An 18,394-nucleotide genomic window follows, 5' to 3' on the forward strand; every position below is an offset into this window, starting at 1 on the left:
GGGAGCCGCAGACCCGGAAGCCACAGACCGCGAGGCGGACGGCGCGGAGGCGGAAGGCGCAGGCCGCGAGATGGAAGGCCCGGAAGTCGAAGCCGCAGGCCGCGACGCGGAAGGCCAGGAAGCGGAAGGCGCCGGCGTCGGCGGAGTGGGTGCCGGCGGCGGGGTGGGGTGCTGGTCAGGCATGGCGCACCTCCGCGGGTTCCTTCGCCGGCCTCGCCGCCGCGTCATCCACCACGTCACCCGTCACGTCACCCGCCACGTCACCCGCCACGCCATCCTCCGGGTCGCCCGAAGCGTCCGAGGTGGAGGGTTTGGGTGGGCGGCGGCGCAGGCGGTAGCCCGCCGCGGCCGCCACGCGGGGCCACATCGCCGCCGCCTGGAGCACGGTGGCCAGCAGGAAGCCCGTGGCCACCCCGGTGACGCCCCACCGCGCGCCCGCCGCCCCCAGAGCTATCTCGAGTGCGGACCCCGCCAGGACGCTGCCCGCGGCGAGGCGCAGGCGGCCCTGGACGCGGCACACGGCGATGTACAGGGCCTTCACCGCGGACGGCAGGGAGGCGGCGAACAGCAGGGTGAGGGCAGGGGCGGCGGGGACGTACGCGGGGCCGAGGATGCCCAGGGCCCAGCTTCCCAGCAGGAGGCTGCCCGCCACGCCGGCCGCGGTGACGAGCAGGGAGACGCGCATGGCGACGAGGAGTTCGCGGCGGAGGCGGCCGGTGTCGCCGGCGGAGACGGCGAACAGGGCGGTGGACAGGTGGACGGACACCGCCCAGGCGAAGCCGGCGATCTGCAGGGCCAGGTAGAAGCCGGCGTTGTCGACGGGGTGCAGCACCGTCGCCACGATCATGGGCAGGACCAGGGACGGGGCGTGCGCGGAGACGTTGATGACGTGGTGGCCGGCGGCCTGGCCGCCGAGGCCGCGCAAAGCGGACGGGCCGGCGGGCGGGCGCAGCCAGCGGCGGGGGCGGGTGCTGCGGGCGAGGACGGCGCCGACGGACAGGACGGTGCCGGCGAGCCAGGCGGCGTAGATCCAGCTCGCGGACAGGCCGGCGACGGCGGCGCCGACGGGCAGCAGGGCGAGTTTGGCGACGGCGAAGACGGTGTTGCGCAGCAGCTGGCGGCCGGACAGGCGGGCGCCGACGAGGGCCAGGTCGAGCACGGAGGTGGCGGCGTGGCCGGCGACGCCGAGGGCGAACAGCAGCTGCCCGGCCCAGGTGGTGAACAGGGGTCCGCCGACGCCGAGCAGGCCGCCCGCGACGGCGGCGAGGGCGTAGGCGAGGGCGAAGCCGGCGACGGTGCTGACGGCGAGGCTGGCGCTGACGACGCGGACGGCGCCGGCGGGGCGGCGGGCGAGTTCGGCGATGAGCAGGCTGCCGAGGCCGAACGTGCAGAACGAGCCGACGAGCTGCATGGCGGAGATGGCGGCCGCGGCGGAGCCGACCTCGGCGGGCGAGGTGAGCCGGGCGGCGACGGCCCAGAACGCGAAGCCGAGGCCGGCGGTGACGACGGTGGAGCCGTACAGGGCGGCGGCGGAGCGCAGCACGGAGCTGTCGCGCAGGGCGGTGAGCAGCCGGTTCACAGCACGACCGCCCGCACGGTCCGGTGGGAGGCGGGGGTGTCGCTGCTGCCGCCGTGGACGGTGACCTCGAGGGTGCCCTTGGCGACCACGACGACGACCTGGCTCCAGGTGGCGCCGTCGGCGAGGGTGACGGGCACGACCCGCCGGTCGGCGGACGGGGACTCGATGACGACCCGGTACGCGGTGCCGGCGCCCTCGCGGTTGGTGACGCTGACGGTGAACGCGCGCTGCGTGCCGGTGACGGGCACGAGACCGACCTGGGTGAACGACCGGGCGGCGGCGGCGCGTTCGGTGTGCGCGGAGATGCCCCAGGCGGCCCCGGCGAGGGTGACGGTGACGACGCCGGCGAGCACGGGCGCGACCAGCGGGCGCAGCGGCGTGGCGGGCACCGGCCAGGAGCCGGGCGAGCGGAGCCGGCGCAGCGCGGCGGCGGGCGGGGTGTCGCGGACCAGGTCGGCGACGACCAGCGCGGCGGTGAGCCCGGCGACGAGCGTGCCGACGGCGCCGGCGGTGGACGGCACCCCGAACAGTTCCAGCACCAGCAGCGACGCCAGGGCCAGGGCGAACGAGACGCCCGCGGCCAGGACGAGCCGGTACCACCCGGCGAGCGGGGCGCGGCCGAGGCGCAGCACCAGCCAGCCGGGCGCGAGGAAGATCAGCACGAGGCCGGCCGGCACCCGCAGCTCGGGCAGGTCGAGCAGCGCGCCGAGGGCGAACGCGGCGACCGCGAGCGGCGGCCAGATCCGGTCACCACGCATAGCGGCTGTTCCTGAGGTCGTACACGCGGATCACCCCGTCGTCGAAGACGACGCCCATGCCGTCGGTGGTGTCGAACTTGGTCAGTGACCCGGCCGGGAACGGCCCGCTGGTGTCGAGGCCGTCCGGGTGGTCGCCGATGAAGAAGGTGCCGCGCACGGGCGGCTGGGTGACGATGCGCCGGTCGACGACGACGTACCGGATGGACAGCGCCTGCACCATGGACCGGTCGCCCCAGTCGAAGCCGGGGCGGTAGAACATCTCCACGGGGCTGTTGACGGGGTCGAGGCCGCCGATGGTGCCGAGCACGTTCTGGTTGCCGAAGTCGGCGAGGAACCGGCCGCCGGTGGGCAGGTGCTCGCGGGACCACCAGCCGAGCTGGAGGGTGTGCGCGTCGACGGACGCCTCGTACCCGGCGGCGTAGTAGGTGCCGGGCAGGCGCAGCCAGTACGGCGGCCAGCCCGCGGTGATGCCGCCGACGAACAGCACGAGCAGCGCCAGCCCGGCGCCGAGGTGCCACCGCGCGCCGCGCAGGGCGACGCCGAGCCGGGCCAGGCCGAGCGCGACGACCAGGGCGACGAGCAGCGTCACGTACGCGGGCGAGCGCCCGGCCAGCTCCTCGCCGCGGGGGCTGACCACCCGGATGATCACGATGGCGGCCTCGAGCGCGGCGACGCCGATGAGCAGGGTGGCGACCCACCACTGGCGGCGGCGCAGGGCGAGCAGGCCGAGCAGCCCGGCCGCGCCGCCCAGCACGAGGATCGCGGACACGCTGAGCAGCGTCTCGGTGAGCGGCTTGGTGGACGCGGCGGCCGCCTGCCCGGGCCGGGCCGCGCCGAGGTGCGCGAACGTCTCCAGCAGGGCGAGCAGCGGCCCGCCGAGGTAGCCGACGGCGGCGGGCGCGACGAACGCGACCCACGCGGCGGTCATCGCGCACACGCCGAGCCACAGCGCGCCGAGCGCCCGGGCCGCGCGCCGGAACACCACGGCGGCGAGCGCGGCGGCGGTCAGCAGCGCCACGCACACCACCATCGTGAGGTGGTGGGTGACGAGCACGCCGCCGCTGAACAGCAGGCCGAGCAGCACCCGGCCGGCCGGCCGATCGGGCCGCCGCAGCAGGCTCACCACCTGGGTCAGCGCGAGGGCGAGCAGCGGCAGCGCCGGGGTGGTGTAGAGGAACATCGAGGTGAAGAACCCGTGGTTGGGGTTCGTCAGGTAGATCAGGGTGGCCAGCGCGACGACGTCCCAGCGGGGCGTGACCTGCCGCACGAGGGCGAGCACGCCGGCGGTGAGCAGCATCGTGGACGCCAGGCACACCAGCATCGCGGCGGGGAAGAACGCCAGCCCGGTGACCCGCATGACGACGACGGTGAGCACCTCGAGGCCGGGGAAGACCGGGCTGATGGGCAGGCTGTAGTTCGTCGGGAACAGCCGGTCGGCGTCGAGCATGCCGAGCGTGGTCTGCCAGTGCTGCAGCTCGTCGGCGAACTTCACGTTCACCGGGGAGTAGGCGACCTTGATGCCGAACTGCGCGGCCGTGAACGCGAACAGCGTGCCGACGCGCACGGCCGGGGTGAGCCGCGGCAGCAGGCACGCCAGCCCGGCCACGCCGACGAGCAGCAGCTGACCGGCCCAGTACACCTCGGTGGCCCAACCGGCCTGCGCCCGCCCACCGGCGAACGCGACGGCCACCAGCAGGAACGCGAGCGCGGTGGCCGGGCCCGCCGTCAGGGCGAAGGTGCGGCGGGCCGGGGGCGGCGCGGGGGCCGCCACGGCGACCGGCCGCACGAGCGTGTCAACGGCCACGCTTGCTCCGCCACCAGGCGCGCACGTACCGGGCGGGACCGGCGAGCATGCCGCGCCGGTTGAGCGCCATGAATTCGGCCGGCATGCCGTCGCGCAGGCCGACGTTGCGCAGGCTGTCGGCGCTGCGCAGGTCGCGCAGGGCGGCCGGGGCGAGCCGCAGCAGGCGCACCAGCAGCCACGGCCGGTGCAGCACCAGGCTGGTGTAGAAGGCGGTGAGCGCGACACCGTACCCGCGCATCTGGGCCGCGAGGCCCGCGGTCTCGCGGCGGTGGAAGTGCCGGGTCAGCGCGGCGGGCCGGTACATCAGCGGGCGGCCGGCGAGCAGCAGCCGGGTCAGGATGAGCGTGTCCTCGCCGCCCTCGGCGAGCGTGCCCGCGCCGAGCGCGGTGTCGAAGCCGCCGACGGCGCGCAGGTCGGCGGTGCGGAACGCCATGTTGGCGCCGACCCCGAACGGCGGCAGCGGGTAGAGCGGGCTCTGCGTCATCGCGCCGGGAGTGAAGTCGGCGGCGGTGAAGCCGCGGCCCTTGCTGTGCCCGCCGAACGCCTCGTACCAGGCCTGGGCGGGGGTCTCGATCTCGCCGGGGACGACCACGCCGGACAGTCCGGCGGCGTCGGGGCGGTCCAGGAACGCGCGGGCGATCTCGGTGAGCCAGGACGGGTCGGCGGTCTCGTCGTCGTCGATCCAGGCGACCAGCTCGGTGCCGACCTCGGCGAGGGCCCGGTTGCGGGCGCGGGACAGCCCGGGCCGCGGCTCGGTCACGTACCGGACCGACGGGAACCCGGCCACGACGCGGCGGGTGGCGTCGGTGGTGGGCGCGTTGTCGACGACGAGGATCGACGCGTGCGGGTAGTCCTGCGCGACCAGCGACGCCAGGCAGCGGCGCAGCGCCTCCGGGCGTTCCCGGGTGCAGACGACGGCGGTGACGGCGGCGCCCTCGCGGCGGGCCCGTGCGCGGGCGGCGCGCAGCGCGGCGGGGTCGGCCACGCGCTGCCCGGTGAACGCGGCGGCGATCTCGCCGGCGGACGCCGGCAGGTCGACGGTGAGCATGCCGACCGGCAGGCCGTGGTCGCGCACGACCACCCAGGCGCGGCCGCCGTCGCCCGGCAGGCCGGCGGGCGCCGCCAGGTCGACGTCCACCACCGGCTCCGGGGTGAACGCCGGGGTGCGGATCGCCACGTCGGTCATGCCGGCACCCGCTCGGCGCCGCCGGCCAGCGACAGGTAGCCGTCGACGACGTCGTCCCAGCTGCGCACGTCGGCGTACCGCTCGCCGCGCAGCGCCGTGACCCGGGTGATGGCCGCGGCCAGCGCCGCCGGGTCGGCCGGCGGCACGTGCAGGGCGCCCGCGTAGCCGTCGGCCGCCTCGCGCAGGCCGCCCACGTCGGACACGATCACCGGCAGCCCGGCGGACATGGCGATGTGCAGCGGCCCCGAGGACGACGACCGCCGGTACGGCAGCACGACCGCGTCCGCGGCGGCGAAGAAACCGGCCACCTCGGCGTCGGCGACGTAGCGGTTGACGACCGTGATGCGGTCGCGGTGGCGGGACGCGGCGACGGCCTGCAGCGGCGCGTGCCAGCCCTCCCACGTCTCGCCGACGATGGTGAGCCGCAGCCCGGCCGCCTGCTCGTCGGTCAGCGAGTCGAACGCGGCGACCAGGTCCTCCAGCCCCTTGTACGGCCGGATCACGCCGAAGTAGAGCAGGTGGAACGCGTCGTCGCCGCGCTCGGCCGGGGCGGCCGCGTGGTGGTCGTACGGGCCGTGCGGGACGACGACGTGCCGGGCGCCGTCCAGCGGGTAGTTCTGCTCCAGCAGCCGGCGGTCGAACTCGCTGTGGATGACGTGGCCGTCGGCGAGCCGGATGAGCCGGCCGACCAGCGCGCGGGCGTAGCGCTGCACGCCGGGGACGCGGGCCTCGCCGGTGTCCTGCACCTCGTGCCACTCGATGACGACGCGGGCGCCCCGGCGGCGCGCGTACCAGGCCAGCACCAGGTACGAGTGCAGCACCGCGGCCGTCCACCACTGCAGGACGACCAGCTCGGGCGCCTGCCGCCGGACGAACCGCAGCGCCCGGACCAGCGACGGCAGCCAGTACCAGTCGACGCCGTCGTGGACGGTCACGGCCGGGTCGTACCGCAGCTCGTGGACCGTCGTGCCGACCCGGCGGCGCCCCGGGTACAGGAACCGGGGGATCAGCCGGCGCATCAGCAGCACGCTGGTGCCGGCGCGGCCGCTGAGGGCGTTCGCCACCCGGCACGTGTAGTAGCTGATGCCGGACGTGAAGCGGAAGCCGGAGCCGACGACCAGCACCCGGGCGGGGGGTTGGGACATGATCAGACGGTCGCCTCGTCGAGCGCGGCGCCGGCCGGGACCGGCTCGTGGTGCGGGCGCGGCACCGGCACGAGGTCGGGGATGACGTGCGGGGCGGCCTGCACGGCGCGCGCGATCGCCCGGTTCTGCCGGGCGGATGTGCGTTCGGTGAGGATGGTCCGGAGCACGCGCAGCCCGTCGCGGACGGCGGACAGGTTGCTGACGCCGTGGATGCGGGACAGCTCGACGCTGGGCACCTCGCGCACCGTCAGCCCGGCCACCGCCACCCGGCAGTTGAGCACGGTCTCGATCTCGAAGCCGTCGCCCCAGCGCATCACGTCGCCAGCCGGGTGCGGGCTGGGCAGCGCCAGGCTGGGCAGCACGTCGCGCCAGAACGCGTTGTAGCCGTAGCACAGGTCGCTGTAGCGGGTGCGGAACAGCCGGTTGGTGAACCACGTCAGCGCACGGTTGCCGAGGCCGCGCAGGACGGTGATGTCCTCGCTGCCGCCGCCCGGCATGACCCGGCTGCCCTTGGCCACGTCGGCGCCCTCGGTCAGCACGGCCACGAACCGCGCGATCTCCTCCGGGTCGGCGGACCCGTCGGCGTCGAACATGACGATGATGTCGCCGGTGGCCTCGGCGAAACCGCAGGCCAGGGCGTTGCCCTTGCCGCGGCGGGTCTGGGTGACGATGCGGGCCGCGGGCATCACCCGGCGCACGGTCTCGACAGTGCCGTCGACCGAGTTGCCGTCCACCACGACGACCTCGTGCACCTGGGGCAGGCGCGGGAGGACCTCGGCGAGGTTGCGGGCCTCGTTGCGGGCGGGGATCACCACCGTCACGGTGGGCTGGCCGGCGGGGCGGGGGCGCAAGGGCTGCAACGGGGGCCTCCTGGTGGGTCGTGCAGCGCGATGTCGTCGATGGGTGACGCTAGAGAGCGAGAGTTACGCGAGTGCTACGAAACTACGTCCTATGAGGACGGACACACTGCGCGGGCACGGGCGGCACTTTTCCGGCGCACCGCCCGTGCCTCCGCCACGTCAGAGCCGGTCGAGCTGGAAGACGGAGCCCTCGGTCTGGCTGCTCGCGTAGACGGCGCCGCTGCGCACGTCGACGGCGAGGCCCAGGGCGGCCGTGCGCACGCGCAGCCGGGTGACGGCGTGCGTGACGTCGTCGACGACGGTCACGGCGCCCTTCTGCTCGAAGTTGGTCACGTAGACCTTCTTGGTCACCGGGTTGTACTCGACGCCGGTCGGGCTGCCGCCCACGTACGCCTTGCCGACGACGCCGAGCGTGCGGCCGTCGAGGACGGTCAGCGTCTCGCTGGTGTAGTTCGAGACGTAGACCCGGTCGTCGGCGGCGTTGACCGCGATGCCGAGCGCGTACCGGTCGACCGGCACGGTGGCGGTGATGCGGTTGGTGGCGCCGTCGATGACCGTGACGGAGCTGTCGGTGCCGCGGCGGTTGGCGTTGGACACGTACACCGTGTTCGTGCGGGAGTTGACCGCGACCTTGGCGGGCTCGATCGGGCCGATCTCGATGGTGGCCTCGACGGCGAGGGTCGCGCCGTCGAGCACGACGACCCGGCCCTGGTTGGTCAGGGTCACGTAGAGCTTGTTCGTCGCGGTGTTGACGGCCAGGCCGCGGGGCTCGCCGCCGACGTCGGCCGTGGCGGTGACCCGGTTCGTCCGGCCGTCGATGCGGTAGACGAGCTTGGAGAACACCTGGTCGCCCGCGTACAGGACGTCGGTCTCGGGGTTGGCGGTCAGGCCGAAGGGGCTGCCGGCCGCACCGAGGTCGATCTCGCCGACCACCGCGTCGGCGGCCGCGTTGATCACCTTGACGGTGTGCCGCGGGCGGCGGTCGGCGGTGCCGGTCCACGGGTTGGCGGCGTAGACCCGGCCGAGGTTCGGCAGGGCGGCCAGCTCGTACAGCCAGGAGCCGTCGGTGACGGCCTGCACCAGGTTGCCGTAGCCCCACCAGCCGGCGGCCGCGGCGGGCGAGGCGGCCGCGACGCCGGTGGCGGAGACGGCGGCGACAGCGCCCGCGCCGGCGATGAGGGAGCGCCGGCTGATACCGCGGCGACCGGACATGTGGGTTCCTCCGAAAGAGACGGGGGTCGAAGTGACTCGCCGCTGAAGTTAACTAAGGCTTACCTAAATATCAATGCGTTGCGTGACTGATCACTTATCCCAGCGCGGCCGGACGGCGACCCTCCGCCTTGGACACCGACTCCTCGAGGACCGAGAAGGACACGTACCGCTGCCGCGACGAGTACCGCGGGTGGCAGGCCGTCAGCGTCAGCATCGCCCTGGTCGCAGCCACTCCCGGCCGCTCCGGCGTCTCCGCCACCACGTCCACCCGGTCCGGCGTGACGACCACGTGCCGCTCCACCCGGTACACGTGCCACGCGACGGCGGTCTCCACCACGACCGGGTCACCCGGGCGCAGCCGGTCGATGTCGTTGAACGGCTCGCCGACCGGCCCGCGGTGCCCGGCGACCGCCATGTTGCCCACCTGGCCCGGCAGCGCCGTCCCCGGGTAGTGGCCCGGGCCCTTGCGCAGGTCGGCCGTCCGCACGCCCTCGACCACGGTGTAGTGCGCCCGCCACCGCGGCACGTGCAGCACCGACATCGGCTCGCCGGCGGCCGGCGCGGGCGGCGCGGCGTCCAGGCTGGTCGTCGTCACGCCCTCCGCCGGGGCGGTCCACTGTGCGCGCACCTCGGCGTCCAGCGCGGCCTGCGCGCTCGCCGTCTCCCGGCCGGGCGCCAGCGTCTGCACCGCCAGCACCGCCGCGCACGCCGCCCCCGCCGTGATCAGCGTGCCGGCGCCCAGCCGCAGCGGCGACGGCCGCGCCCGCGCGACCGCCCGCAGGCCCACCAAGAACAGGACGAACGCCGGCAGCGCCACCGGCAGCAGCCACGGCCAGGCGCTCGTGCGCGCCGCGAACGTGACGGTGGCGTCCGCGCCGTCCACGCGCCCGGCCAGGTCGTACGCGCCCACCGCGGGCGCCGCGACGGTGAACGGCACCTCCACCGCGCGCGCCTCCCCCGGCTGCAGCGCGGCCACCCGCACCGGGGCGGGCGACGCGCCGCCCGCGGCCCGGCCCAGGTCGAGCGACAGCTCCGGGACCACGGCGGCGGTGCCGGTGTTGCGCAGCTGCACCCGCAGCGTCCGGTCGGCCGGGCCGCCGAGCAGCGCGCCCAGGCTCCACCGCCCGGACACGCGCACCGCGTCCACGGCCAGCGTGCGGGTGCCGCCCGCCCCCGGGCGGGTGAGCGACACCGTGGCGTTGTCCGGCACGTCCTCGACGTCGATCGCGGCGGTCGCGGTGACCGCGCCGGTCGCGGTGGCCGCGCGCACGACGCACGGGCAGCCGACCGGCGGGGCGGCCAGCCGCAGCGCCACCGACGCGCCGCCGCCCGCGGGCACCCCGGCTGCGGACGAGGCCGCCACGGCGCAGTCGGCGGAACCGCCGCGCGCCTCGTTGCCGCACAGCGCCACCGTCACCACGCCCGCCGGCCAGCCGGTGAGCCGCGCGGTCACCGTCTCGCCGAGCCGCGCGGTGCGCACCGACACGGCGACGGCCGGGTCCGCCTTCGCCTGGGCGGGAACCGGGGCGGCGCCGGCCAGCGCGGCGACGACGGCCAGGACCGCCCAGGCGCGGCGCCTCACCGGGCGGCCGCCGGCTGCCGGGCGGGCGCCGCGGTCCCCGGCGGCGTCGCGCGGCGGCGCCGGCGGCGCACCAGCAGCACCACCGCGCCGGCGACGAGCAGCAGCGGCAGCGCGTACCACCAGCTCAGCGCCCACGTGCCGGCCGTCGAGCGGGTGTGGCCCGCCAGCGACACGGCGGCGCTGAGCCGCACCAGCGCCGGGACGTCCTCCAGCACGACCGTGCGCTCGACCGCCGCGCCGGGCAGCAGCTCCGGCAGCGGCTCCAGGGCGCGCTCGCCCGCGGGCAGGCCGAACAGGCCCTCGACCCGCGCGGTCTGGCCCGCGCCGAGCCGCACGTTGCCGGTGTTGCGCGCCGTGTACGTCAGCGTCAGGCGGCCGGCGAACGGCGTCCAGCCCGGGGCGAACGCGGCGCGCAGCCCGTCCACCCGCAGGCCGGGGTTGAGCGCGCCGTTGACGCGCAGGTAGATGCGCGCGCCGACGCGCTGCTCCAGCCGGGTGGAGTGGCCGGAGGCGTCGGCGGCGGTGCTGGTGACGCTCGCGACGATGCCGCCCGCGTGGTCGCCGGGGCTCGCGTTCGCGGGCGCGGTCAGGGTGAACGGGATGTCGGCGCGCGACCGGGGCGGCACGGTCACAGTGGTGCGGGCCAGCCGCAGCCAGCTCCCCACGTCCACCGGCGGCCGGTCGGCGGGCAGCAGGTCGTACCCGCCGGCGGGGGTGGTGAACGCGTCGCTGCCGTAGACGTTCAGGGTGAGCGGCGCGGACCCCAGGTTCGTGACGCCCACGTAGTCGGTGACGGTGCCGCCGGGCGCCAGGTCGTAGGCGAAGAACGGCCGGTTGCCGGGGCCGGTGCGGCTCGACGGCTGCACGGACCAGGCGGCGCCGCCGGTCGCCGGGGCGGGCGCGGCGGCGACCGGGGCCGGGACGAGCAGCACGAGGGCCGCCGCGGCGGCGGCGATCGTACGCGGGGGTGCGTGCACTGTGGAGACCTTCGAGGGGGTGGACCGGCGATCCGCCGGGACGCCACGCGGGCGCCCCGGCGGGGTGCCGCGCGTCAGATCGCGGTCAGGGTGAGCGTCGCCGTGTAGGAGCCCGGCAGGGTGGTGGTGGGCAGGCGCAGCTGCAGGTCGGCGCCCAGGGTGGCGGTGCCCCGGCCCTTGCCGGCGGCGGCCGTCGCCAGCGGCGCGGCCGCCTTGAGGCCCGTGCCGGCCGGCACCGCGCCGCCCGCCGCGACCGTCTGGCCGGTGGCGGTGGTGAGCACCTTCGGCGTCCAGCCGAGGAACCGGCCGTCGATCGTCCCGGCCGCCCCGGTGAAGTCGCCGATCTGGCCCGAGACGGTCCAGCCGGCGTCGACGCCGCGCAGGTCGGAGACCGTGACCGTGGGCAGCGCGCCGGTGGCCACCAGGGCGTCCAGCTCGGGCGTGACCTGCGGGGTGGACAGGGCGACGGTGGTCGCGCCGACCTTGATCGCGAGGGCGCCCGTGTCCGGCACCGACGTGGTGATCGTGACGGCGGCGGTGGGGGCGTCCGGGTCGGGCGCGGCCGCGACGGTGAACGGCACCGCGACGCTGACCCCGCCCGCGGCGAGGAAGTTCAGCGTGTGCGGGCCCGCGGCGGCGCTAGCCGGGACGGCGATCCCGCGGTCGGCGAAGCTGCCGTCGGCGCCGCTGGTGAACGTGGTCAGCGTGGCGGCGCGGTCGAGCTTGACCGTCACGGTCGCGGCGGGCGGGAAGTTCACGCCGGACGCGGCGAGCGTGCCGCCGGCCTCCACCGTGGATCCGGCGAGCGTGACCGCGGCGACCTTCGGGGCCTCGACGGCGAACAGCGCGGTGTGCAGGCTGCGCACCTCGTCGGGGGCGCCGGTGAGCATGCGTAGCCAGTGGCCGGCGCCGGTGACCCCGGCGGGCAGCGTGACGGTGCCGCTGACGGCGCCGGTGGTGTCGGCCGCCTTGACCTCGGCGAAGATGTCGCCGCCGTCGGCCTTGCGCACCTGGCCGTCGTCGACCTTGACGACGACGTTCGAACCGGTGCCGTCGGCGTTGACGAAACCGGTGCCGGTGAACGCGAGGGTGCCGCCGGGCGCGACGGTCGACGCGGCGATCGCGACGGTGGCGCCCTTCGGGTTGTCGGGGCGGGGGTCCGCCGCGTGGGCCGGGGCGGCGACGGCGAGCACCGTCGCGCCGGCGAGCGCGGCGATCAGTCCACCGGAGAGGCGGTGGAGGGGGTTCGGCACGGCGGGTCCTTCCGAGTCGGATCGATCACGGACCATCGGGCTCCGTCCATGACCGACGCCAGGTTAGGCTAACCTAATGCCGCCCTGGGAAGACAGGGTGCTCAATGTCATCTCGGGAAGGCGACGACGCGCGTGAAGCTCCGCCCCGCCGCTGCCGCGGCGCTCCTGCTGCTCGGCCTGGCCGCCTGCACCAACGACGCACCAGCCGCCACCGACGGCGGGCGCACCGTCACCGACGGCCGGGGACAGCAGGTCAGCGTGCCCGCCGCCCCGGCGCGCGTGGTGACCCTCAGCGAGCCCACCCTGGACGGCGCCCTCGCCCTCGGCGTCACCGTCGTCGGCACCACCAGCGGGCGCGGCCAGGGCGCCGTGTCGGCCTACCTGGCGGACCGGGCGGCCGGCATCCCGATCGTCGCCTCGGTCGCCGGGCCCAACCTCGAGCAGATCCTCACGCTCCAGCCCGACCTCATCGTCACCGACGGCACCGTCACCGCCGACGACTCCGTGCTCGGCAAGCTGGCCGCCATCGCCCCCACCGTCTACGTCAGCCCCACCGGCGCGGACTGGAAGGCGGCGTTCACCACCCTCGGCGAGGTGCTCGGCAAGCAGGCCGAGGCGCAGCAGGTGCTCGCCGGCTACCAGTCCCGGGTGGACGAGACGAAGGCCGAGCTCGGCGACCGCGCCGACGACACCGTCAGCATCGTGCGGTGGGGCCTCGGCCAGCCGTCGCTGCTGCTGCGCGAGCTGCCGCCCAGCAAGGTCCTCGCCGACCTGGGGCTGCGCCGCCCGCCCGCGCAGGACCGCGACGGCCCCGGCCACTCGTCGCCCGTCAGCCGCGAGAACCTCGACCAGCTCGACGCCGACTGGATGTTCTTCGGCACCCTCGGCGGCGCCACCAACCCCGCCGGCGGCAACACCGGCGACGCCGCCGCCGTCGGGCGCGCGGCCAGCCAGACCATGCTCGACGACGACGCCGTCGCCACCCCCGGCTTCACCGCGCTGACCGCGTACCGCAACCGGCAGGTCGTGCCGGTGGACGGTTCCGCCTGGACCAGCTCGGGCGGCCCGTTGGCCGCCACCGTGATCCTCGGCGACGTCGCCGAGGCCATGACCGCCTCCTAGGAGTCACCGTGATCCGTCGCCTCGCCGCCTCCGTCGCCGCGCTCGCCGTCGCCGCGCTCGCCGTCGGCTCACCCGCGGCCGCCGCCCCGCGCCCGTCGAACCCGCAGGGCGCGACCGTCTCGCTCGCCGCGTCCACCGCCCGGGCGGGCGCCACGCTGCGCTTCTCCGGCACAGGCTGGAAGAACCAGGCCGGCCGCGGCCAGGTCGTCACGATCAAGCTGGACGACGTCGACATCCTGCGCGACGTCACCGCCAGCGACAGCGGCGCGATCTCCGGCTCGGTGACGATCCCGGCCCGCACCGGCACCGGCCAGCACTGGCTGCGGTTCCTCGCCGGCTCCGGCGCCGAGAACGACGGGCCCGCCCGCAGCCTGGCCAGCGCCATGTTGACGGTCACCGCCGGGTCGTCCGGCGGCGCCACCCCGACGGCCACCGGCACCGCCGCGCCGTCGACCGGCGGCACCCTGCCGAAGACCGGCATCGACGCGGGCGGCTGGCTCGCCGGCGCGCTGCTGCTGCCCGCCGCGGGCGCCGCGCTGCTCGTCGCCGACCGGCGCCGCCGACGCAGCGCCGCGTGATCGGTACCGCCACCCGGCGCCGCACCTCCGTCCGGGTCGCGGGCCTCGGCGTCGCGCTGGTCCTGCTGCTGCTCGCGGTGCTGGCCAGCGTGGCGCTGGGCGCGCGCGCCGTCGCCCTGCCGGACGTGTGGGCGGCGCTGACCGCGTACGACGGCTCCGCCGACGCCATCGCCGTGCGCGACCTGCGGCTGCCCCGCACGGTGCTGGGCATCGCGGTCGGCGCGGCGCTCGGGCTGGCGGGCGCGCTCATGCAGGCGCTGACCCGCAACCCGCTCGCCGAGCCGGGCATCCTCGGCGTCAACGCCGGGGCCGCGGCCGCCATCGTCACCGCGATGAGCCTGCTCGGGGTGACCGCGCCCGGGGCGTACGTGTGGTTCGCGCTGCTCGGCGCGGGCGGCGCGTTCGTGCTGGTGTACCTGCTGGGCGGCACCGATGCCTCGCCCGCCCGGCTCGCCGTCGCCGGCACCGCGGTCGCCGCCGCGCTGACCGCGTTCACGTCCGCCGTGGTGCTGTTCGACTCCGGCGCCTTCGACCAGTTCCGGTTCTGGGCGGTCGGCTCGCTCGCCGACCGGGGCCTGCCCGTGTTCTGGCAGGTCGGGCCGTTCCTGCTGGTCGGGGCCGTGATCGCCGGGCTGCTCGGCCCGGGCCTGAACGCGGTGGCGCTCGGCGACGACGCCGGCCGCGCGCTGGGCGCCAACCCGGCCCTGGTCCGCGGCGCGGCCGCCGTCGCCGCCGTCGCCCTGTGCGCGGGCGCGACCGCCGCCGCCGGCCCGATCGCGTTCGTCGGGCTGGCCGTGCCGCACGCCGCCCGCGCGGTCGTCGGGCCCGACGTGCGCTGGGTGCTGGCGTACTCAGCGGTGCTCGCGCCGGCGCTGCTGCTGGCCAGCGACGTGGCGGGCCGCCTGCTCGGCCGCCCCGGCGAACTGGAGGCCGGCGTGGTGACGGCGCTGGTCGGCGCGCCGCTGTTCATCGCCATCGTCCGCCGCATCGGGATCGCGCGCCTGTGACCGCCGTCCGCCTCGGGTCGCTGTCGGCCCGCGTCACGCCCCGCGCCGTCACCGTCGGCGCCGTGCTCGCGCTGGTCGCCGCCGGCACCGCCGTCGTCAGCCTCACCATCGGCGACTACGCCCTGACCGTGCCCGAGGTGCTGCGCACCCTCACCGGCGGCGGCACCCGGGCGGGCGAGTTCGCCGTCTACTCGCTGCGCCTGCCGCGGGTGCTGACGGCGCTGCTGGTCGGCATGGCGTTCGGGGTGGCGGGGGCGCTGTTCCAGAACCTGTCGCGCAACCCGCTCGGCTCCCCCGACATCATCGGCTTCACCACCGGCTCCGCGACGGGCGCCCTCATCGGCGTCATCCTGCTCGGCGGCGGCACGGCCGTCGTCGGCGGCGGCGCCGTCGTGGGCGGCCTGGCGGCCGCGGTGCTGGTGTACGTGCTGGCCGTGCACCGCGGCGTCGTCCGCCCGCACCAGCTGGTGCTGGTCGGCATCGGCGTCAGCGCGGTCCTGGCCTCGGTCAACGGCTACCTGCTGACGCGCGCCCGCCTCGGCGACGCCATGCAGGCGGCGGTCTGGCTCACCGGCAGCCTCAACGGCCGCGGCTGGGAGCACGTCGTCCCGGTGGGCGTCGCCGTCGCCGTGCTCGTGCCGCTGCTGCTGGTGCTGGCCCGGCCACTGTCCACCCTGGCCCTCGGCGACGACACCGCCTCCGCCCTGGGCGTGCCGGTGGAACGCACCCGCCGCGGCCTGCTCATCGCTGCCGTCGCCCTGACCGCGGTCGCCACGGCGTCGGCCGGGCCGGTGCCGTTCGTCGCGCTGGCCGCCCCGCAGGTCGCCCGCCGCCTCACCGGCTCCGCCGGGGCCAACCTGGTGACGGCGGGCCTGACCGGCGCGGCCCTGCTCGCGCTGGCCGACCTGGGCGCCCAGCGGCTCCTCGCCCCGACCCAGCTCCCGGTCGGGGTCCTGACCGGCGCGCTCGGCGGCGTCTACCTGGTCTGGCTACTGGCGAGCCGCCGGCGCACCGGCCGCTGGTGAGCCGAGGTCCGCGATCGTCCAGGCCAGGGCGATCGCGGGCAGCACGTACGCGGTGTACGGGTCGGTGATCCGGAACGACGCCGCGTGGTTGACGCCCGTGACGCCGCCGTGGGTCGGGTGCAGCACCGGCATGAGGGCGCTCAGGTCGCCCGCGTCCGTCGAGGCCGTGGACACCTCGTCCTCGGCCCAGCCCGCGCCGAGCGCCTGCGCGTTCGCCGCGAACAGCGCGCCGAGGCGGCGGTCGACGGTCAGCGGCGCGTAGCCCGGCGTGGTGGTGACGTCCACGGTGGCGCCCAGGGCCAGCGCGCCCGCCCGGAACGAGCGCTCCACCCGTTCCGCGGCGGCCGCGATGTCGGCGGTGGTGAGGCCGCGGACCATGGTCTCCACCTCGGCGCGGTCGGCGATGACGTTGAGGGCGGTGTCGGCGCGCAGCACCGGGTGCACGCGCACGTGGTCGGCGAACGCCTCGCGCTGCGCGTCGACGGCGTGCAGGGCCACGGTGGCGGCGGCCAGCGCGTTGACGCCGTGCTGCGGGGCGGCCGCGGCGTGCGCCGCCCGGCCGTGGAACACCGCGCCGAGCTGGGTGAACCCGGTGTGCCGCCACGTCATGCCCAGCGGGGCGCCGTCGCCGCGGGCGTGCACCATCATGGCCAGGTCGACGCCGGCGAACTCGCCCGCGGCGATCAGCTCCTGCTTGCCGCCGGGGCGCCCGGACCACTCCTCGGCGGGCACCGCGAACAGCACCACGTCGCCCGGCGGCGGGGTCTCCACCAGCGCGCGGGCCACGCCGATCAGGTGCGCGACCTGGGCGTGGTGGCCGCAGGCGTGGGCGTAGCCGGTGGCCGGGTCGGCGTCGGGGTGGTCGGGCACCCGCACCGCGTCGAGCTCGGCGAGGACGCAGGCCACGGGCCCGCCGCCGGTGCCGCGCACGCGGGCACGCACGCCGGTGCCGGCCAGGCCCTCCTCGACGGTCAGGCCCAGGGCGCGCAGCTCGCGGGCGACCAGGGCGGCGGTGCGGTGCTCGGCGTACGCGGGCTCGGGGTGGGCGAACACGTCGGCGCCGAGCGCCATGAGGTGGCCGGCGTGGCGCTCGACGGTGGCGCGCAGCGCGGCCTTCACGCGTACAGCCCGATCAGGGCGGCGGGCAGGCGCTCGCGCCAGCAGGCCCGGTCGTGGCCGCCCGCGAACTCGGCGTACGTGACCGGGTAGCCGCCCTCGACGAGGATGTCGCGCAGCCGCCGGTTCGGGCCGACGTTGACCCACTCGTCGAGGCCGACCTCCAGGTGGAAGCGCAGGTCGCGGCGGTCGACGACGGCGTACGAGCGGGTCAGGCGCTCGGGCTCGCCGGTGCTGGGCCACCAGAACGCGCCGGACTGGGCCAGCACGGCGCCGAACCGCCACGGCGCCAGCAGCCCGGCGAACGCGGCCATCAGCCCGCCGAGGCTCTGCCCGGCCACGACGGTGCGGGCCGGGTCGGCGGTGACGTTCAGCCCGCACAGGACGGGCAGCCGGCAGAGGAACTCCACGGTGGACGCCTGGCAGGCGTACTCGGTGAAGCGGGTGGGCCGGTCGACGCTGTCGGGCAGCAGCGCGACCAGCGGCGGCAGCAGGCCCGCGGCGATGAGGTTGTCGAGCATGGGCGCGACCGGCAGCGCGGGGCCCCAGACGTCGCCGTCGAGGAGCACGAGCAGGGGGTACGGCCCGGCGGCGGCGTCGTAGCCGGGCGGGGCGTACCGCCACACGCGCCGGTCGTCGACGGTGACGGTGTCGAGGGCGCCGGCGGGGGTGCCGGGGCGGGGCCGCCACCACTCGGGCCGGTCGGCGCCGGGGGCGGCGGCGACGGACCTGGCGGGCGGCAGCCGGTCGGGGTTGCGCGGGTCGGGGATGCCGCGCGCGGCCAGGTCGCGCAGGTCGGCGGGCGTGTCGCCCTCGTCGGGGGCGAGCTGGTAGCTGCCCAGCCAGTCGTCGCGCACCCGGTACGTCAGGTGCCACACGCCGGTGCCGGGCACCCGCGCCATGCTGCTGGCGGCCAGGTCGTGCCGGTCGGTGAGCTTGTTGACCAGGGCGAGCACGGCGTGGGTGGGGCGGCGTTCGCGCCACAGGAAGGTGAGCAGGACGTCGCCGTCGGGCCCGGGCTCGACCAGGGGGGTGGCCGGGACGCCGGCCCAGAAGTCGTCCACGGTGGACGGGTCGGCGCGCAGCGCCTCGACGCGGGGGCTGACGGCGAGCGGTGCGGGCGTGGGGCGCGGGATGCGCGGCGGGACCGACGACCGCGGCACGGACCCTTCGTCGACCGTCGATGTCAC

The 18,394-nt window shown here is 76.6% G+C and carries 16 protein-coding genes; 4 read left to right on the top strand and 12 right to left on the bottom strand.

The annotated features are described in order from the left end of the window. Positions 1–175: 175 nt before the first annotated feature. The 10 genes from Sya03_RS08805 to Sya03_RS08850 form a co-directional block, all read right to left on the bottom strand. A complete protein-coding gene (locus Sya03_RS08805; RefSeq protein ID WP_203937718.1) occupies positions 176–1,579 on the bottom strand; it encodes a lipopolysaccharide biosynthesis protein in 1,404 nt (467 codons plus the stop codon). Continuing rightward, the gene (locus tag Sya03_RS08810; RefSeq protein WP_203937719.1) at positions 1,576–2,337 is read right to left on the bottom strand and encodes a hypothetical protein; all 762 of its coding nucleotides are present in this window, start codon (positions 2,335–2,337) and stop codon (positions 1,576–1,578) included. Before Sya03_RS08810 ends, Sya03_RS08805 begins: the two co-directional genes overlap by 4 nt. After that, positions 2,327–4,141 (bottom strand): hypothetical protein, encoded by a 1,815-nt coding sequence (locus Sya03_RS08815; RefSeq protein ID WP_203937720.1) that lies wholly within the window; start codon positions 4,139–4,141, stop codon positions 2,327–2,329. Before Sya03_RS08815 ends, Sya03_RS08810 begins: the two co-directional genes overlap by 11 nt. After that, the gene (locus Sya03_RS08820) at positions 4,131–5,327 is read right to left on the bottom strand and encodes a glycosyltransferase family 2 protein (RefSeq protein ID WP_203937721.1); all 1,197 of its coding nucleotides are present in this window, start codon (positions 5,325–5,327) and stop codon (positions 4,131–4,133) included. Before Sya03_RS08820 ends, Sya03_RS08815 begins: the two co-directional genes overlap by 11 nt. Then, positions 5,324–6,472: a glycosyltransferase gene (locus tag Sya03_RS08825; RefSeq protein WP_203937722.1), complete on the bottom strand. Its 1,149-nt coding sequence runs from the start codon at positions 6,470–6,472 to the stop codon at positions 5,324–5,326. Before Sya03_RS08825 ends, Sya03_RS08820 begins: the two co-directional genes overlap by 4 nt. A gap of 2 nt (positions 6,473–6,474) precedes the next feature. After that, on the bottom strand, positions 6,475–7,332 hold the full coding sequence (locus Sya03_RS08830; protein ID WP_239107242.1) for a glycosyltransferase family 2 protein: 858 nt from the start codon (positions 7,330–7,332) through the stop codon (positions 6,475–6,477). A gap of 159 nt (positions 7,333–7,491) precedes the next feature. Further along, positions 7,492–8,544, bottom strand: coding sequence for a YncE family protein (locus Sya03_RS08835; protein WP_203937723.1), 1,053 nt, complete (start codon positions 8,542–8,544; stop codon positions 7,492–7,494). 94 nt (positions 8,545–8,638) lie between these two features. Then, the gene (locus Sya03_RS08840; RefSeq protein WP_203937724.1) at positions 8,639–10,126 is read right to left on the bottom strand and encodes a class E sortase; all 1,488 of its coding nucleotides are present in this window, start codon (positions 10,124–10,126) and stop codon (positions 8,639–8,641) included. Then, the gene (locus Sya03_RS08845) at positions 10,123–11,103 is read right to left on the bottom strand and encodes a WxL protein peptidoglycan domain-containing protein (protein WP_203937725.1); all 981 of its coding nucleotides are present in this window, start codon (positions 11,101–11,103) and stop codon (positions 10,123–10,125) included. The genes Sya03_RS08840 and Sya03_RS08845 overlap by 4 nt, the downstream gene beginning before the upstream one ends. A 74-nt stretch (positions 11,104–11,177) precedes the next feature. After that, the gene (locus Sya03_RS08850) at positions 11,178–12,356 is read right to left on the bottom strand and encodes a WxL domain-containing protein (RefSeq protein WP_203937726.1); all 1,179 of its coding nucleotides are present in this window, start codon (positions 12,354–12,356) and stop codon (positions 11,178–11,180) included. A gap of 132 nt (positions 12,357–12,488) precedes the next feature. Between Sya03_RS08850 and Sya03_RS08855 the strand changes: the two genes are divergently transcribed. Genes Sya03_RS08855 through Sya03_RS08870 form a run of 4 tightly spaced genes read left to right on the top strand, consistent with a single transcriptional unit; the run spans position 12,489 to position 16,088 of the window. Next, positions 12,489–13,478 (top strand): ABC transporter substrate-binding protein, encoded by a 990-nt coding sequence (locus tag Sya03_RS08855; RefSeq protein WP_203937727.1) that lies wholly within the window; start codon positions 12,489–12,491, stop codon positions 13,476–13,478. An 8-nt stretch (positions 13,479–13,486) separates the two neighbouring features. Beyond that, entirely contained in the window at positions 13,487–14,056 is a 570-nt protein-coding gene (locus tag Sya03_RS08860) for a hypothetical protein (RefSeq protein ID WP_203937728.1), read from the top strand. Next, positions 14,053–15,063 (top strand): FecCD family ABC transporter permease, encoded by a 1,011-nt coding sequence (locus Sya03_RS08865; protein WP_239107244.1) that lies wholly within the window; start codon positions 14,053–14,055, stop codon positions 15,061–15,063. Before Sya03_RS08860 ends, Sya03_RS08865 begins: the two co-directional genes overlap by 4 nt. Beyond that, the gene (locus Sya03_RS08870) at positions 15,060–16,088 is read left to right on the top strand and encodes a FecCD family ABC transporter permease (RefSeq protein WP_203937729.1); all 1,029 of its coding nucleotides are present in this window, start codon (positions 15,060–15,062) and stop codon (positions 16,086–16,088) included. Before Sya03_RS08865 ends, Sya03_RS08870 begins: the two co-directional genes overlap by 4 nt. Here the strand turns inward: Sya03_RS08870 and Sya03_RS08875 are convergent. Further along, positions 16,053–17,207, bottom strand: coding sequence for an amidohydrolase (locus tag Sya03_RS08875; RefSeq protein WP_203937730.1), 1,155 nt, complete (start codon positions 17,205–17,207; stop codon positions 16,053–16,055). The genes Sya03_RS08870 and Sya03_RS08875 overlap by 36 nt on opposite strands. Then, positions 17,204–18,394 (bottom strand): enterochelin esterase, encoded by a 1,191-nt coding sequence (gene fes, locus Sya03_RS08880; protein ID WP_203937731.1) that lies wholly within the window; start codon positions 18,392–18,394, stop codon positions 17,204–17,206. The genes Sya03_RS08875 and fes overlap by 4 nt, the downstream gene beginning before the upstream one ends.

This window comes from Spirilliplanes yamanashiensis (assembly GCF_016863475.1).
Classification (GTDB): domain Bacteria; phylum Actinomycetota; class Actinomycetes; order Mycobacteriales; family Micromonosporaceae; genus Spirilliplanes; species Spirilliplanes yamanashiensis.

What these genes read in the sequence shown, in the direction of transcription:
- Sya03_RS08835 (WP_203937723.1), bottom strand. Translation starts at nt 8,544, where the DNA reads ATGTCCGGTCGCCGCGGTATCAGCCGGCGCTCCCTCATCGCCGGCGCG.
- Sya03_RS08820 (WP_203937721.1), bottom strand. Translation starts at nt 5,327, where the DNA reads ATGACCGACGTGGCGATCCGCACCCCGGCGTTCACCCCGGAGCCGGTG.
- Sya03_RS08825 (WP_203937722.1), bottom strand. Translation starts at nt 6,472, where the DNA reads ATGTCCCAACCCCCCGCCCGGGTGCTGGTCGTCGGCTCCGGCTTCCGC.
- Sya03_RS08810 (WP_203937719.1), bottom strand. Translation starts at nt 2,337, where the DNA reads ATGCGTGGTGACCGGATCTGGCCGCCGCTCGCGGTCGCCGCGTTCGCC.